The sequence below is a fragment of the Haladaptatus sp. CMSO5 genome (genome assembly GCF_036689885.1).
Lineage (GTDB): Archaea > Halobacteriota > Halobacteria > Halobacteriales > Halococcaceae > QDMS2.
The window spans coordinates 1,957,425-1,971,884 of sequence record NZ_JBAHVW010000001.1 but is presented as its reverse complement, the minus strand read 5'-3'; the positions used below and the strand labels follow the sequence as shown (position 1 = coordinate 1,971,884).

The following is a 14,460-nucleotide window of genomic DNA, read 5'->3' as shown; positions in this document are numbered from 1 at the left end:
TCCATCCCCCTTAGGCTTGTTTTAACGATTCGTCGACAAAGTCAGCCGCTCGGAATGCCAACGCTGCGATGGTGAGCGTCGGATTCATCGCCCCCGCCGTGACGAACACGCTGCTTGAAGCAATCGTGAGATTCGCCACGTCGTGCGTGCGAAGGCGTGCATCGACGACGCTCGTTTCGGGGTTCGTTCCCATTCGCGTGGTTCCCATGTGATGATACGTCGGCCCCGTGTTTTCCGGCCCGACCGTCCACCGAATGTCCACGCCAAGTTCGTCCATGACGGCGCGTTGAATCTCGTTTGCGCGGGCGAGAGTTCGTCGTTCTCTCTCGCCAACCCGCCAGTGAACATCCGGGACGGGGTTGCCGTGGTCGTCGGTTTTCGCCGTGTCGAGGCCGATGTAGTTCTCTTTGCGCGGCGCTTGGCCAACGAGCGCCCCGATTCCGAGTTCGTGGCCGTACGAGTCCTGGAGCGTTTCGAGCAGTTCGTCACCATACTCGGCTGCATCCATCGCCATCTCGACGGGTGAGGGCCCGGCATAGTTCAAGAATTCTAGTTTGATAGGGCCGATGTCGGGGTCGTCGGTGTCGTAAAACTGGTGGCTTTCAGTCGTGTTGAACCCGATGTGGTTCTGCCGTGTCTCGCGGCCCGGGAGCACGCCACCCATGCCCGCAAATAGGTGTTCCATGAAGTAGCGCCCGACTGCGCCACTCGAATTTGCGAGGCCGTCCGAGTGGTCGTCCGAAGCGGACAGCAAGAGCAGTCGCGGGATTTCAACGCCGCCAGCCGCGAGGATGAACTGGCGGGCTTCCTGTCGGTACGTCCGCCCGTTTTTCGCGTACACAGCCGCTTCGACCCGCTCACCGGATGCGGTGGTTTCGAGGCGTTGGACGGGGGCTTCAGCAATGACGCGAACGCCCTTTGCCTCTGCTTTCTCGATGGTGGTGTCGGCTGAGTACTTCGCGCCCGACGGACACACGGGATTGCACGTCCCGTAGCCTACGCATTGAGAGCGCCCGTCGTACGCCTCTGAGTTGCGTGCGTTCCCCACCGAATGGGTGGTGATTTCGAGCGCCTCACACGCCTCTGCGAAAATCGAATCCGAGTGCGAGGGCGCGAACGCAGGCATCGGATACGGCTCGTCTCGCGGCGGGGCGAACGGGTTATCCACTGAACCAGCGACCCCCAGTTCCTTCTCCGCGCTCGCGTAGTAGGGTCGCAACTCGTCGTAATCGATGGGCCACTCGCCGCCGTCCGGCCCGGTGGCGGCGAAGTCCGACTCGTGGAGGCGCATCACCATCCCCTGCCAGTGGAGCGTACTCCCGCCAACGCCTTTCACGCGGGCGTGATTGAGCGGGTAGAAGTTCTCACCAGAAGATGTGTACGCATCGCGCGGACCACCCATCTCCCACACCGAGTGGTCGCTGTCGCCCGGTCGAATCGAGCGTTCCATCTGCGTGATGCGGTCTTCGGGGTCGAATCGCGGCCCGGCTTCGAGCACCACCACGTCGTGGCCAGCCGCTGCAAGCGTGTCTGCGAGCAAGGCTCCGGCAGGCCCCGCGCCGACGATGCACACGTCAGTGCGGGAGGCAGTGGTGTGGGTCATGGCTGGTCTGTGTAGGTCAAGCCGCCGGGGTGGCCCTGTGGATTCTCGATGCCCACGAGACGCCCGCCCGTTGGCGACGCGTAGAGCGCGTACTGGAGGTCGTTCCAGATGTAGTAGCGAAGTCGCCGCGCCGTCGTCGCGTCCGGGTCGGAACTTGGGTCGGCTTCGGGAAGCCCCATCTCTTTTAAGAGTTGTTCTCGGACTTCGACCGACAACGCCGAAACCGGGGCGTCGTACCACTCGACCGCTGTCTCGTTCAGTTCGGCCACCGCACGTCCGAGGTGGCTTCTGTACGCCGGTCGGGCGGCTGCTTTCTCCGTCACATACGTCTCAACAAATGCGTGAATCCCACTCACGTCCGTTGGATAGATAACTTCTGCAACGGCCGCCATCGTTTCGACAAGCTGCGTCCGTGACACGTCGGTGCCGTCGGTATCACTCGCGAGGAACGCCGCACCCCCACCGACGACGATTCCCACGCTCGCAAGCGACGCAAGCGCGTCTCGACGTGTCAGCTTCATCTTGGCGCAGAATTAGGCCACCCTAAATTTATGCGTTGTCATCCACATCACTTGTGTCGGCAACGTTATACGTAATTGCTCCTACAACCGACTATGACTGTCGAGACTCATGTGGTCACACTACCGAGCGGGGAGCAGCTCGCCTATCGTGAGCGCATGGGCGAGACAGACCCTGTGGTGTTCATCCATACGAACTGCTCGTCTTCGATTCATTGGGAGCTCGTTTTTGATGAACTGGATCCGCGTTATCACCTCATCGCGGTCGACCTCAGAGGCTGTGGCGGCTCGTCGTACCTCGAACCAGTCGATTCGATTGCGGATTTTGCGAACGATGTTGCGGCGTTTCTCGCGGCGTTGGACGTCGGCCCCGTCCACGTCGTCGGGTGGTCAAGCGGTGCGGCGATTGGCTTACAGGTAGAACTCAAAGCGCCGTCGCTCGTGCGCTCACACACCCTCATTTCTCCGGTGAGCACGCGCGGATACCCCATCCTGAAAAAAGACGACGCGGGCAACGTCATCTCACAACAACCGCTCGCCACTCGTGGCGAACTCGCCGCAGACGCCCTCCAGATTGCACCTGTCCTCGAAGCCATCGAGACGAACGACGCCGAGTTCCTCACAGCCTACCTGCAAACGCTCGTGTTCAACGAGCAACTCCCGGACGCCCTCAACTTAGCCGACCACGTTGCAGAGATGCTCACCCAAGAGGGGTTTCTCGACTTCGTCTACGCGACAGCCCATTTCAACATCTCGTCGGTCGATAACGGTGTCGAACAAGGCACCGGCGAGGGGATGCACCTCCGTGCGCCCATGCTCGTCCTGTACGGTACCGAAGACAGCGTCATTCTCCGGCAAATGATAGACCACACCCTTTCTGACGTCGGTTCGGACGCCGCACTCGTCGTCCTAGAAGGGGTGGGACATGCGCCCGCAATCGAAGCCCCGGCACGCGTTGCCACTGAACTCGAAGCGTTTTTCGGAAAATTCGATGCGGTCAGCAATTCCGTATCGTAACTATTCGGGAATCCGGACGGCGTGTTCGAGCACGCCAACGCCCTCGACTTCGACTTCGACCACGTCGCCGTCTGCGAGCGGCGAGACGCCCGCTGGCGTCCCCGTCGAGATGATGTCGCCCTCTTCGAGCGTCAGGTAGGACGTAATCTCCTCGATGAGTTCGGGAATCGAGAAGATAAACTCAGCGCGAGACGACTCTTGGCGCAGTTCGCCGTTGACCCAGAGTTTGACCGACGCGTCGGCCGGTACTTCGTCGGGCGTTGCCACGACCGGGCCGACCGGCGCGGCGTTGTCGAACGCCTTGCCACGAATCCAGTTCTGTTCTTTGCGCTGGTCGTCGCGGTTCGAGAGGTCGTCTACACACGTAAAGCCCGCCACGTAGTCCATCGCGTCTGCTGCGGCGACGTTTTTCGCCTGCGTGCCGATGACCACGCCGAGTTCTGCTTCGTGGTCGATGCGCTCTTTACCCGCCGGGAGCGTCACTTCGTCGCCGTGGCCAGCGAGCGTGTTCGGGGGTTTGAGAAACAACAGTGGACGGTCTGGAATCTCAGAGTTCTGTTCTGCGGCGTGGTCTGCGTAGTTGAGCCCGACACAGACGATTTTCGACGGTTCACACGGTGGGAGTACGTCCACCTCGTCGGTGTCGTAGGTTTCCCCCGCGAAAACGATGCCCTCGTCGGTCCACTCACCAGTTCGTACCGACCCTGCCGGGTCGCGGAATCGAACATGTCGCATACGTCCGGTCGTGTCTGTGGTTGGTTAAGCGTTTGTGCTGTGGCAAACGCTCACAGTGGGACGATTCTCATGGATTGAGACTCAGCTTTGGTTTATATTCTCTCAGTTCGCGTAGCAGTACTTGTAAGGTGATAAAAATGGCAACTACTCGACCAACCCTCGAAGGCGTAAATACGTTCGAAAGCCACCTCGGTGGCATCACGGTTCGCGGTGAAGCACACAGCCTGAGCGCGTGGTTCGTCCTCGCACTCCGACTCATGATGGGGGTTGCGTTCTTGAACGCAGGCCTCGACAAGGTGCTCGCAGCTGGCTGGGGCGCACAGGGCTACCTGCTGAACGTCGCGGCAACCAACGGCAACCCACTGCAGGGGATGTTCCTCTGGATGGGACAGACGCAGTGGTTCGTTGATTTCCTCGCGATCGCTGTCCCGTGGGGTGAACTCCTCATCGGTCTCGGACTCATCGTCGGCGCACTGACCCGCCTCGCGGCGTTCTTCGGCGCGTTCATGATGCTCATGTTCTACTTCGGTAACTGGAGCATCGAACACGGCGTCATCAACGGCGACTTCGCGTACATGCTGGTCTTCCTCGCCGTGGCCGCCTTCGGTGCAGGCCGCATCCTCGGCCTCGACACCTACTTAGAACGCATCGAGTTCCGTGGCGAACCGCTCATCGAGCGCTACCCACGCCTGCAGTACATCTTCGGCTGAACACACGACTTTTTCTGCGACACTCACTCGACGTAGAGTGCGTACATTAACACCGCAAATCCAACCGCCGTCAGCCCACTTTCGATGACGGCGACAAGACTCGCATCGACGCCGAGTATCTGGTCTGCGATACCAGCGAGTAACGACCCCGCTGTAACGATTCCAAAGCCAATAGTGAGTGCTCTCAGTGCGGGGGCATTCGTCCGACGGTAGGCTTTGTACGCGAAATAGGTGATGAGCCCGCCAAGGACGAGTGTGATTGTTTTGAGCGCAACGACGACGGTGAACAGTTCGGTCATGTTTCTTTCCTCAGTTCGTTCCAGAGCGACGCCAACCGGTCTTCTGGGGCGTCTGGTGGGCGCGTGATGGCGACCGTCAACTCGCGGTTCGCATCGAGACTGAACGTCACGTCTTCGAAATCGAGCCGGTAGCGCGTGGTGTGGTGGCCGTCGGTTCGCACCTCGACGAATGCCTCTACGAGCGATGCCGCTTCAAGCTGATTGATTTTCCGATACGCGGTCGAACGCGGAACGTCTGCTACTTCTGCGAGTTCCTGTACCGTCTTTTCGGACGTGAGTTCTTTGAGCAGCGACTGACAGACGGCGTCGTCTAACGTATCGAGAACCGTCTGTACGTCTGGGTGGGTCTGCTGCCAGCCGTCTCGCGCCATTCAGTTTGGGACATGTCGCTCGCATGTGATAACTGCATCGTCGCGGCAGAACATTTAGGTCGCGTCCCAGAGAGCAGTCGGCTATGCGAATCGCGCCGCTAGTGGGACGCAGCCTGCTCGTAAGCGCGGCTGCACTCACGACCGTCTCCCCGGATGTCGCGGCCGCCACGACCGAGGCGACCCACGTCGCAACCGATGCCCCTTTCAGCGGCTTCACGCTCGGTGCGGGCCTCGTCGCCGCGCTCGCTGCCGGCTACTATCTGCGCTATTTCCGGTGAGTCGTGCGCCCTCCTCAGTCGTTAAGTGGCTCTGCTCACTATTCACACGTGGCATGAAACTTACCTGGTACGGACACTCAACGTGGTACGTGGACGTAGGCGACACGAGCCTCCTCATCGACCCGTTTTTCGACAATCCAAAGACTGAGAAATCACCCGAAGACGTTCCAGCTCCGGACTATCTGCTGCTTACTCACGGACACGCAGACCACATCGCAGACGCTGGGGCATTCACCGACGCGACCGTCGTCGCCACGCCAGAACTCGCCTCGTACGTCGCAGACGAGTTCGGCCACGAGGACACGATTGGTATGAACATCGGCGGCACCGTCGAATGCGGCGACGCCTTCGTCACGATGCACCGCGCAGACCACACCAACGGCCTCATGTCCGAGTACACAGACTCTGGCGGGATGCCCGGTGGGTTCATCATCAGCGATACAAAGCCAACGCAGGTCGCAGACGAAGACAGCTACACGTTTTACCACGCGGGCGACACCGGCCTGATGACCGAGATGCGCGACGTGATTGGCCCGTACCTCGAACCCGACGCCGTGGCGCTCCCGATTGGCGACCACTTCACGATGGGACCGTGGCAGGCGGCCATCGCCGCAGACTGGCTCGACGCGGACTACGCCTTCCCGATGCACTACGACACGTTCCCGCCAATCGAACAAGACCCGAAAGACTTCAAGAAAGAAGTGACCGCGACCGGAAGCGGCACGGAAGTCGTCGTGTTGGATGGCGACGAGACGTTCGACCTCGCCGCCCAGTAATCTCGTCTCCTCCTTTTCTGCGATTCGTTCACACACAGTTATTGTGTCGTGTCACCAATGCAACTGACGTACCATGCCAGTACGTTCATCCGAGGCCGTGTGGGAGGGAACGCTCCGCGAGGGGTCAGGAACAGTCAAAACCGGCAGTGGCGTCATCGAAGCGCCCTATACGTTCATGTCTCGCTTCGAGGACGGCAGCGAGTCGAACCCCGAGGAGATGCTCGGGTCTGCCCACGCCGCCTGTCTTGCAATGCAGGTCGCAGCAGACCTCCAGCGTGCGGGCTACGATCCGGAGAAAGTGACCGCGACGGCGAACGTTCACCTAGAAAAAGTCGATGGAACCCAATCGATTACGAAAATCGTCGTCGACGTAGAAGGCTCTGCCCCTGACGTGGACGAAGCCGAGTTCCTCGAAATCGCGACCGGCGCGAAAGAAAACTGCATCATCTCGCGGGCGCTCGGTGCCATCGACATCGAGATGAACGCCGGACTCATCTGAGCGGGGAAACCCTGATACGTTCGCTTATTTTAGGGGTGTGTATGTCAGAGCGCCCTTGGACAGACCGCATCGTCGGCGCACGCATGACGGTCGACAACCTGTTCACAGACCGCATCGCCGAATCACAACTCACCCGCCAAGAATGGGGGCTCATCATGATGGCCGTCGATTTGGAGATAGAGCATCCAGACGACCCAGAGCGCGCACGACTCGTCGCAAACACCGAGAAGGTGCCCGAAATCGTCCCCGAACTCGACAACATCCGCCAGCAGATGCAAGGCGGTGTGGGCGGCCCATCGAAGAAAAAACAGTCCGGCGGGATGATGGACTCGGTGAAAAATGCGCTCGGACTCGGCAGTTCTGACCCGGCAGTAGATGAAGAAGAGATTCGTGCCGCAGAGCGACTCGCAAACGAGTACGCAAAAACCCTCCAGCGCCACTTAGAAGAGAACGGTCGCTGGGAGGAAATTCGCCGCGTGGCCGCGCAGCAGGCTTAGAGTTCTTCGCCGCTGTAGTGGAGCGTCAGCTCTTCTGCTTGGTAGATGTTGATGAGTTCCGTGATGATTTCGTCGTAGGATTCGTCTTCCTGACGAAGTCCATCTAAGCGTTCGAGCGTTTTCTCGTCTAAATGCACGCGGGGCATACCAGCAAATAGCACGCCATAGGGGATAAAATCAGGGGGCGTTACAGGCGTTCTACGATTGCCGCCGTCACGTCCTCCGTGCTCGCCTCGCCGCCTAAGTCAGGCGTGTGCGGACCGGATTCGAGCACCGATTCGACGGCACTGCGAACCCGTTCGGCTTCCGCGCCGTAGCCGAGGTGATCGAGCAACATCGCACCAGAGAGAATCGTCGCCGTCGGGTTGGCGATTCCTTGGCCTGCGATGTCCGGGGCGCTCCCGTGAACCGGCTCGAACAGCGCGTTGTCGTGACCGACGTTGGCGCTCGGCAAGAGGCCGAGGCCGCCAACGAGTCCGGCAGACAGGTCAGAGAGCATGTCGCCCGCGAGGTTCGGACAGATGACGACGCCGTACTCCTCTGGCCGGAGGATGAGGTGCATCGCCAGCGCGTCCATGAGCGCTGTGTCGTAGTCCACGCCGCGCTCGTCGCCGACTTGCTTTGCGGTCTCCAAGAACAGGCCGTCGGTCGTGCGCATCACGTTCGCTTTGTGCGCGATGGTGACCGTGTCGTAGCCGTTCTGTGCTGCGTAGTCGAAGCCGAACTCCGCGATGTTGCGTGAGGCTTCCTCGGTGATGACGCGGGTGAGCGTCGTCACGCCGGGGGCAATCTCCGATTCGATGCCCTTGTAGACGCCCTCGGTGTTCTCGCGGATGAACACGAGGTCGGTGTCCGGTTTGAGCGCATCGACGCCGGGGTAGGCCGTCGCCGGGCGGACGTTTGCGAATGACTCCACCTGTTTGCGAAGCGGGAGAATCACGTCCGCGGCCGTCTCACCCGCCGCGCCGAATAGTGTCGCGTCCGAGGCTGAGACGAGATCGCGCGTCGCTTGCGGCAGCGCCTCGCCAGTTTCTTCTTTGACTGCGTCGCCAGCGTCGCCGGAGACGAACTCGAAGCCGAGGTCGAGCGCGTCGAGTACCTCTACGGCAGCGGGCGTGACTTCCTGGCCGATTCCGTCGCCCGGAATCACGGCAATCTGTTCAGTCATCGCTCTCCATGTACGGCAGGGCGTTTGCGGTTTCTGCGACGGCTTTGGCGTTGGATTTGAGCAGCGCCGTGGTGTCCCACTCGCCTTCGACGAGCGCCCGACGCTGGGCGTCGTCTACGGTGACGGAGACGGTCTTGCCGCCGTAGGTCACGGTCTCTGCGGCCACGTCAACGTCGAGTTCCTCGTCCGGGGTCGCTTCGACCCAGTCTTGGATTTCGGAGACGGTGTCGTGGTCTGCGGTCAGCGTCGGGATGCCGAGTGCGAGGCAGTTGCCCGCGAAAATCTCTGCGAAGGATTCGCCGATGATGGCGTCGATGCCCCAGCGCATGAGCGCCTGTGGGGCGTGTTCGCGCGAGGAGCCACAGCCGAAGTTGCTGTTCACGACGAGAATCGAGGCACCCTGATACTGCGCTTCGTTGAACGGGTGGTCTTTCTCGTTGTCGTCTTCGTCAAAGCGCTTATCGAAAAAGGCGAACTCGCCAAGCCCTTCGAAGGTGACGACCTTCATGAACCGCGCCGGAATGATTTGGTCTGTGTCGATGTCGTTTCCGCGGATGGGAATGCCCGTCCCGGAAGCGTCGGTGACGCTCGGTACGTCAGTCATACGTGGGCCACCTCCTTCAGTTCGCGAACGTCAGTGACCTCGCCGGTCACCGCCGCTGCCACGACCATCTCGGGGCTCATCAGGACGGTGCGCCCGTCTTTGCTCCCCTGTCGGCCGATAAAGTTGCGGTTCGACGAGGAGGCAGAGGCTTCGTCGCCCTGCAGCTGGTCGTCGTTCATGCCAAGACACATCGAACAGCCAGCCTGTCGCCATTCGAAACCAGCCTCGGTGAAGATTTTGTCGAGGCCTTCTGCTTCGGCCGCGGCTTTCACGCGCTGGCTACCGGGGACGACGATAGCGCGAACGTCCTCGTGAACCTGCCGCCCTTTGGCGATGGCCGCCGCCGCACGGAGGTCTGGCAGTCGGGCGTTGGTACAGCTACCGAGGAAGGCCACGTCGATTTTGTAGCCCTCCATCGTCTTGCCGGGTTCGACGCGCATGTGTTCTTGCGACATACGTGCGGTGTCCTGCTTGTCGGCAGGCAGGTCTTGCGGGGCGGGCACCGGCTGTTTGATGCCGATGCCTTGTCCGGGCGTGGTTCCCCACGTCACGGTCGGCTCGATTTCGGAGCCGTCGATTGTCACCACGTCGTCGTACTCGGCGTCGTCGTCGGACGTGATGGACTCCCAGTACGTCTTCATCCGCTCGAATTTCTCGGGGTCGTCCGCGAAGGCGTCCGTCTCGCGCAGGTACTCGTAGGTAGTTTCGTCCGGGTTCACGTAGCCCGCACGCGCACCGCCCTCGATGGACATGTTGCAGATGCTCATCCGCCCTTCCATGTCGAGGCTCTCGATGGCCTCACCCGCGTACTCGTAGACGTAGCCGACGCCGCCGTCGGTGCCGAGTTTGCTGATGATGGTCAGGATGACGTCTTTGGCCGTGACGCTGTCACCGAGTTCGCCGGTGACCTCGATTTTCCGCACCTTCTTTTTCTCCATCGCCACGGTCTGGGTGGCGAGCACGTCGCGGATTTGCGAGGTGCCAATCCCAAAGGCGAGCGCGCCGAACGCGCCGTGCGTCGAGGTGTGACTGTCGCCACACACAATGGTCATGCCGGGTTGGGTGATGCCCTGCTCTGGTCCGATGACGTGGACAATTCCCTGATTGCCCGTGGACGTGTCTGCGAACTGGATACCGGCCTCGCGGACGTTCTCCTCAAGTTCGCTCATCATCTCCTCTGCGGCGTCGTCGGCGTAGGGCCGCGACTGGTCTGCAGTCGGAATGATGTGGTCAACCGTCGCGTAGGTACGTTCCGGATAGGCGACTTCGAGGTCGCGCTCGCGGAGCATCCCGAACGCCTGCGGACTCGTCACCTCGTGGATGAGGTGGAGGCCCACGAACAGCTGGTCTTGGCCGTTCGGGAGCGTCGTGACTTTGTGCCGGTCCCACACCTTGTCGTACAGCGTTCCGTTACTCATCGTCTTCTACGTCTGGGCCGCGCTCGAAGACGGGGTTTGCCCCGTCGCCGTTCGGTGGCTCGTGGTCTACGTCTTCCATCGTATCTGCCTCGCCTTCCCGTTCAGGGTCGTGGCCGCCGTCGGTGATGACGACGCCGCGTCGATACACGACGCTGTCACCAAAGGCCTCACCCGTGTAGGGGTTCGTGTGGCTCACGTCTTTCATCGTGCCCTTTTCAGGCATCGGTTTTCACCCGTTTCTTCTCGCTTGTGTCCTCTTGCTCCTCGCCGCTCCACGCGAACAGGTCGCGCAGGCGTGCGCCGACGTGCTCGATTTCGTGGTTCTTCTCTGCGTCACGCAGTTGGTTGTAGCTCGGGCGACCAGCCTGGTTCTCGACGATCCACTCGCGGGCGAACGTGCCGTTCTGGACGCGCTCTAAGACGTCTTCCATGCGCTCGCGGGCGTGTTCGTCGACGATTTCGTCGCCGCGAGTCAGTCCGCCGAACTCCGCGGTGTCGGAGACCGAATCCCACATGCCGCCGAGGCCGTCTTCGTACATCAGATCGACGATGAGCTTGAGTTCGTTCAAGCACTCGAAGTAGGCCATCTCCGGGCTGTAGCCCGCGTCAACGAGCGTTTCGTAGCCCTGCTTGACGAGGCTCGTGACACCGCCACAGAGGACGGCCTGCTCGCCGAACAGGTCGGTTTCCGTTTCCTCGCGGAAGGTGGTCTCGATGACCCCGGCGCGCGTACAGCCGATTGCCTTCGCGTAGGCGAGTGCCTCTTCTTTTGCCTCGCCGGTGCTGTCCTGGTGGACGGCGACGAGTCCCGGCGTGCCCTGTCCGGCCTCGTAGTTGCGGCGGACGAGGTGGCCCGGACTCTTCGGGGCGACGAGCGTCACGTCGATGCCTTCGCTTGGCTCGATTTGGCTGTAGTGGATGTTGAACCCGTGGGCGAACTGGAGCGTATTACCCGGTTCGAGTTCGTCTTTGATTTGCTCGTAGACGGCTGGCTGGACGGTGTCCGGGACGAGCACGGAGACGATGTCTGCCTCTTTTGCGGCTTGCACTGGATTTCGTACGCGCAGTCCGTCTGCCTCTGCGGCCTGTCGAGATGCGGACTCCTCGCGGAGGCCAACGACCACGTCAACGCCGCTGTCTGCGAGGTTCTGTGCGTGGGCGTGGCCCTGGCTACCGTAGCCGAGGACGGCTACCGTCTTGTTTGCGAGCTGTGCGTCGTCTGCGTCGTCGTCGTAATATACGGTTGTGGTAAATTCGTCTGTCATTGCTGTGTATTGGAACTGTCTTGCGTTTCTGAAGCGGTACTCTCTGCTGACGCAGCGGGCGATTCACCCGGCGTCGTCGGCGTGTCGCCGCGCGCGAGTGCGGTCTGACCCGTCCGGGCGATTTCGATGATGCCAAACTGGCGGAACGCATCGACGGCGTCGTCGATTTTCCGCTGGTCACCCGTGATTTGCACCGTGATGGTTCGCGGCCCGGCGTCGAGCGTCTGCCCCTCGTACATCTGCGTGATGGCGTGAACCTTGTCCGGCTCGTGGCCCTGCACCTTGAGCAAGACCAGTTCCGCGCGAACGGCGTCCGTGCCGAGTTCGCCAACCGCGATGGAGGGTTTCAACTTCGCCAGTTGTTTCTTGATCTGGTCGATACCCGCGTCGGTTTCCTCGACAACCAGCGTGATGCGCGCGTGGCCGTCAACCGTCGTCGGCCCAACGGTCAAACTCTCGATGTTGAACTGGCGGCGGCTGAACAGCCCGGAAACGAGCGATAGCACGCCCGGTTCGTGTTTGACGAGCGCTGAAACAGTGGCCTGTCGGGTCTCCTGTTTTGCTTCTTGAACCGGGTCGATACGTTCGCCCTGTGCGTTGCGTCGTCCCTCTGGGTGGGGACGCTCCTCTGGGCGGGGGCCTTGCAGTCCTTGCGTCATAGTTGGTCCTCCGAGAGCGCGAACCGGCCGTTTGCTGCGCCGCTTGCGACCATCGGATAGACGTTCGCTGCGGGGTCGATGTGGAAGTCGATGACCGACGGGCCGTCGTAGGCCAGCGCGGCCTCGATGGTGTCTGCGACCTCGTCGTACTCATCGACGCGGAAGCCCTTCGCGCCAAAGGCTTCTGCGAGCTTGTCGAACTCGGGGCACCAGCCGTACTCGGACGCCGAGTGGCGGCCTTCGAAGAAGGCGTCCTGCCACTGGCGAACCATGCCGATGTACTTGTTGTTGAGGACGGCGACGGTGATGTCCATGTGGTCACGGACGGCCACCGACAGCTCCTGGAGGGTCATCAGGAACGATCCGTCTCCTTCGAAGCTGATGATGGTCTGGTCGTCGCGGGCGGCCAGTCGCGCGCCGATGGCGGCGGGCAGGCCGTAGCCCATCGTTCCGAGACCGTGGGAAGACACCCACGTCCGTGGCTGTTTGAACGTCCAGTACTGGACGGCCCACATCTGGTGTTGGCCAACGCCCGTGGTGACGATGGTGTCGTCGTCGGTCACGGCGTCGAACGCCTCGACGACGAACTGCGGTTTGAGCGGTTCGTCTTCGGGCGTCTGGTAGTCCATCGGGTACTCGTCTTTCCACGTCTGGCACTGTTCGCGCCAGTCGTCTGCATCCGGCTCATTCGCCATCGCGTCGTACAGGCGCGTGAGCGCCGTTCCCGCATCGCCGATGACCGGATAGTCGGCGTAGATGTTCTTCGAAACTTCCGCCGGGTCGATGTCGATGTGGATGATTTCGGCTTCCGGAGCGAACGTGTCGATACCACCGGTCAGCCGGTCGTCAAATCGCGTGCCAACGGCCAGCATCACGTCACAGTGCGTGATGGCCATGTTCGCGTAGCCCGTCCCGTGCATGCCAGCCATCTCCATCGAGAGTGGGTGGTCTTCGGGGAACGCGCCAACGGCAGGCATCGTCGTGACGACGGGGATGTCGTGTTCGATTGCGAACTCGCGCAGTTGCTCGGTCGCGTTTGCCTTGATGACGCCGCCACCGGCGAGGATGACGGGCTTTTTCGCGCCCGCGAGTGCGCTCGCGGCCGCAGACACTTCTTCGGGGTCGGGGTCTGTCCGCGGGTTGTAGGTCGATGGCGTGCGCCCCGGTCCCGGCTCGCGGTCGGTCGGCGCATTGGTGATGTCCTTTGGCAGGTCGACGAGGGTCGGCCCTTGTCGGCCACTCGCGGCCATGGCGAACGCTTCGCCCACCACGTCGCCGACGGTGTCCGTGTCAGAGGCGAAGTAGTTCGCCTTGGTGATTGGTGCGGTGACGCCCGTGGTGTCGGTTTCTTGGAACGCATCAGAACCGACCATGTCCGACGGAACCTGTCCCGTCAGCGCAATCATGGGGTCTGAGTCCATGTTCGCGTCCGCGATGCCGGTCACGAGGTTCGTCGCGCCCGGCCCAGAAGTGGCGAGACACACGCCCGGTGAACCAGACACGATGCCGTAGGCGTCTGCGGCGTGGGATGCAGACTGCTCGTGGGCCATCGTGACGTGCGTCATCTCTGAATCGTAGAGCGCGTCGTAGACGGGCATGATTGCCCCGCCTTGGACGCCGAACAGGTGTTTGACGCCCGCGTTTTCGAGCGCGCGAACGACGGACTGTGCGCCGTTGGTCACGGGGCGGCGTGTGGGTTTCTCGTCGGTCGATTCCTCGGTCGAATCTGGGTAGGTGGAGGTCGCCCGTTCGCTCATGTTCGGGCCTCCGTTGGTGTGGGTCGGTTGGTCATCGGTTTGGTCGTGGTCGCAGGGTGTGCTTGCGCAAGTGCTGTGGCTTTGAGGTCAGTGCAAAAATCGGTGGAGATGGGGGTAGGTAGGGGAGCTAGACCCCTACAATAATGAGCTGAGCCGCAGCACCGCTCGTCGCCTGCGACTGCGTGTGAGCGGCGAGTGTCTGCATTAGTAGACGGGTATGTGACGCGCCCATTATAACTGTTGTGCGTCGTGCAAACCTTGCTCATTCGAGCATCGTTCACGCAAG

Annotated in this window: 19 protein-coding genes; 6 read left to right on the top strand and 13 right to left on the bottom strand. The window is 61.5% G+C overall.

Features of this window, described 5'->3' with window-relative positions:
- Window positions 1–10: 10 nt before the first annotated feature.
- Window positions 11–1,603 carry a GMC family oxidoreductase gene (locus V5N12_RS10345; protein ID WP_332899089.1) on the bottom strand — a complete coding sequence of 531 codons (1,593 nt, stop codon included), beginning with the start codon at window positions 1,601–1,603 and terminating at the stop codon, window positions 11–13.
- Window positions 1,600–2,124: a gluconate 2-dehydrogenase subunit 3 family protein gene (locus tag V5N12_RS10340; protein WP_332899088.1), complete on the bottom strand. Its 525-nt coding sequence runs from the start codon at window positions 2,122–2,124 to the stop codon at window positions 1,600–1,602. Before V5N12_RS10340 ends, V5N12_RS10345 begins: the two co-directional genes overlap by 4 nt.
- Before the next feature lie 93 nt (window positions 2,125–2,217).
- On the opposite strand from V5N12_RS10340, the gene V5N12_RS10335 reads away from it, so the two are divergent.
- Window positions 2,218–3,138: an alpha/beta fold hydrolase gene (locus V5N12_RS10335; protein ID WP_332899087.1), complete on the top strand. Its 921-nt coding sequence runs from the start codon at window positions 2,218–2,220 to the stop codon at window positions 3,136–3,138.
- On the opposite strand, the gene V5N12_RS10330 is transcribed toward V5N12_RS10335, so the two are convergent.
- Window positions 3,139–3,873: a fumarylacetoacetate hydrolase family protein gene (locus V5N12_RS10330; protein WP_332899086.1), complete on the bottom strand. Its 735-nt coding sequence runs from the start codon at window positions 3,871–3,873 to the stop codon at window positions 3,139–3,141.
- A 137-nt stretch (window positions 3,874–4,010) separates the two neighbouring features.
- Here V5N12_RS10330 and V5N12_RS10325 point away from each other — a divergent pair, with 137 nt between their 5' ends.
- Window positions 4,011–4,583 carry a DoxX family protein gene (locus V5N12_RS10325; protein WP_332899085.1) on the top strand — a complete coding sequence of 191 codons (573 nt, stop codon included), beginning with the start codon at window positions 4,011–4,013 and terminating at the stop codon, window positions 4,581–4,583.
- A gap of 23 nt (window positions 4,584–4,606) precedes the next feature.
- On the opposite strand, the gene V5N12_RS10320 is transcribed toward V5N12_RS10325, so the two are convergent.
- Together V5N12_RS10320 and V5N12_RS10315 are read right to left on the bottom strand one after the other, a co-directional pair.
- Entirely contained in the window at window positions 4,607–4,882 is a 276-nt protein-coding gene (locus V5N12_RS10320; RefSeq protein WP_332899084.1) for a DUF7521 family protein, read from the bottom strand.
- Window positions 4,879–5,253: an ArsR/SmtB family transcription factor gene (locus V5N12_RS10315; protein WP_332899083.1), complete on the bottom strand. Its 375-nt coding sequence runs from the start codon at window positions 5,251–5,253 to the stop codon at window positions 4,879–4,881. Before V5N12_RS10315 ends, V5N12_RS10320 begins: the two co-directional genes overlap by 4 nt.
- Window positions 5,254–5,336: 83 nt before the next feature.
- Here V5N12_RS10315 and V5N12_RS10310 point away from each other — a divergent pair, with 83 nt between their 5' ends.
- The 4 genes from V5N12_RS10310 (at window position 5,337) to V5N12_RS10295 (ending at window position 7,303) form a co-directional block, all read left to right on the top strand.
- Window positions 5,337–5,531: a hypothetical protein gene (locus tag V5N12_RS10310; RefSeq protein WP_332899082.1), complete on the top strand. Its 195-nt coding sequence runs from the start codon at window positions 5,337–5,339 to the stop codon at window positions 5,529–5,531.
- Between the two features lie 53 nt (window positions 5,532–5,584).
- Window positions 5,585–6,307 carry a metal-dependent hydrolase gene (locus V5N12_RS10305; protein WP_332899081.1) on the top strand — a complete coding sequence of 241 codons (723 nt, stop codon included), beginning with the start codon at window positions 5,585–5,587 and terminating at the stop codon, window positions 6,305–6,307.
- Between the two features lie 73 nt (window positions 6,308–6,380).
- Window positions 6,381–6,806, top strand: coding sequence for an OsmC family peroxiredoxin (locus V5N12_RS10300; protein ID WP_332899080.1), 426 nt, complete (start codon window positions 6,381–6,383; stop codon window positions 6,804–6,806).
- Window positions 6,807–6,847: 41 nt separating this feature from the next.
- Window positions 6,848–7,303: a DUF5799 family protein gene (locus V5N12_RS10295; protein WP_332899079.1), complete on the top strand. Its 456-nt coding sequence runs from the start codon at window positions 6,848–6,850 to the stop codon at window positions 7,301–7,303.
- Here V5N12_RS10295 and V5N12_RS10290 read toward each other — a convergent pair.
- Genes V5N12_RS10290 through ilvB form a run of 8 tightly spaced genes read right to left on the bottom strand, consistent with a single transcriptional unit; the run spans window position 7,300 to window position 14,174 of the window.
- Window positions 7,300–7,449: a DUF7557 family protein gene (locus tag V5N12_RS10290; protein ID WP_332899078.1), complete on the bottom strand. Its 150-nt coding sequence runs from the start codon at window positions 7,447–7,449 to the stop codon at window positions 7,300–7,302. The genes V5N12_RS10295 and V5N12_RS10290 overlap by 4 nt on opposite strands.
- 41 nt (window positions 7,450–7,490) lie before the next feature.
- Window positions 7,491–8,471 (bottom strand): isocitrate/isopropylmalate dehydrogenase family protein, encoded by a 981-nt coding sequence (locus V5N12_RS10285; RefSeq protein WP_332899077.1) that lies wholly within the window; start codon window positions 8,469–8,471, stop codon window positions 7,491–7,493.
- Window positions 8,464–9,075: a 3-isopropylmalate dehydratase small subunit gene (gene leuD / locus V5N12_RS10280; protein ID WP_332899076.1), complete on the bottom strand. Its 612-nt coding sequence runs from the start codon at window positions 9,073–9,075 to the stop codon at window positions 8,464–8,466. Before leuD ends, V5N12_RS10285 begins: the two co-directional genes overlap by 8 nt.
- Window positions 9,072–10,493: a 3-isopropylmalate dehydratase large subunit gene (gene leuC / locus V5N12_RS10275; protein ID WP_332899075.1), complete on the bottom strand. Its 1,422-nt coding sequence runs from the start codon at window positions 10,491–10,493 to the stop codon at window positions 9,072–9,074. The genes leuD and leuC overlap by 4 nt, the downstream gene beginning before the upstream one ends.
- Window positions 10,486–10,716, bottom strand: coding sequence for a hypothetical protein (locus V5N12_RS10270; RefSeq protein WP_332899074.1), 231 nt, complete (start codon window positions 10,714–10,716; stop codon window positions 10,486–10,488). Before V5N12_RS10270 ends, leuC begins: the two co-directional genes overlap by 8 nt.
- Window positions 10,709–11,758, bottom strand: a complete 1,050-nt coding sequence (gene ilvC / locus V5N12_RS10265) for a ketol-acid reductoisomerase (RefSeq protein WP_332899073.1) — start codon at window positions 11,756–11,758, stop codon at window positions 10,709–10,711. The genes V5N12_RS10270 and ilvC overlap by 8 nt, the downstream gene beginning before the upstream one ends.
- Window positions 11,755–12,417 carry an acetolactate synthase small subunit gene (ilvN, locus tag V5N12_RS10260; RefSeq protein ID WP_332899072.1) on the bottom strand — a complete coding sequence of 221 codons (663 nt, stop codon included), beginning with the start codon at window positions 12,415–12,417 and terminating at the stop codon, window positions 11,755–11,757. Before ilvN ends, ilvC begins: the two co-directional genes overlap by 4 nt.
- On the bottom strand, window positions 12,414–14,174 hold the full coding sequence (gene ilvB, locus V5N12_RS10255; protein WP_332899071.1) for a biosynthetic-type acetolactate synthase large subunit: 1,761 nt from the start codon (window positions 14,172–14,174) through the stop codon (window positions 12,414–12,416). The genes ilvN and ilvB overlap by 4 nt, the downstream gene beginning before the upstream one ends.
- Window positions 14,175–14,460 lie beyond the last annotated feature (286 nt).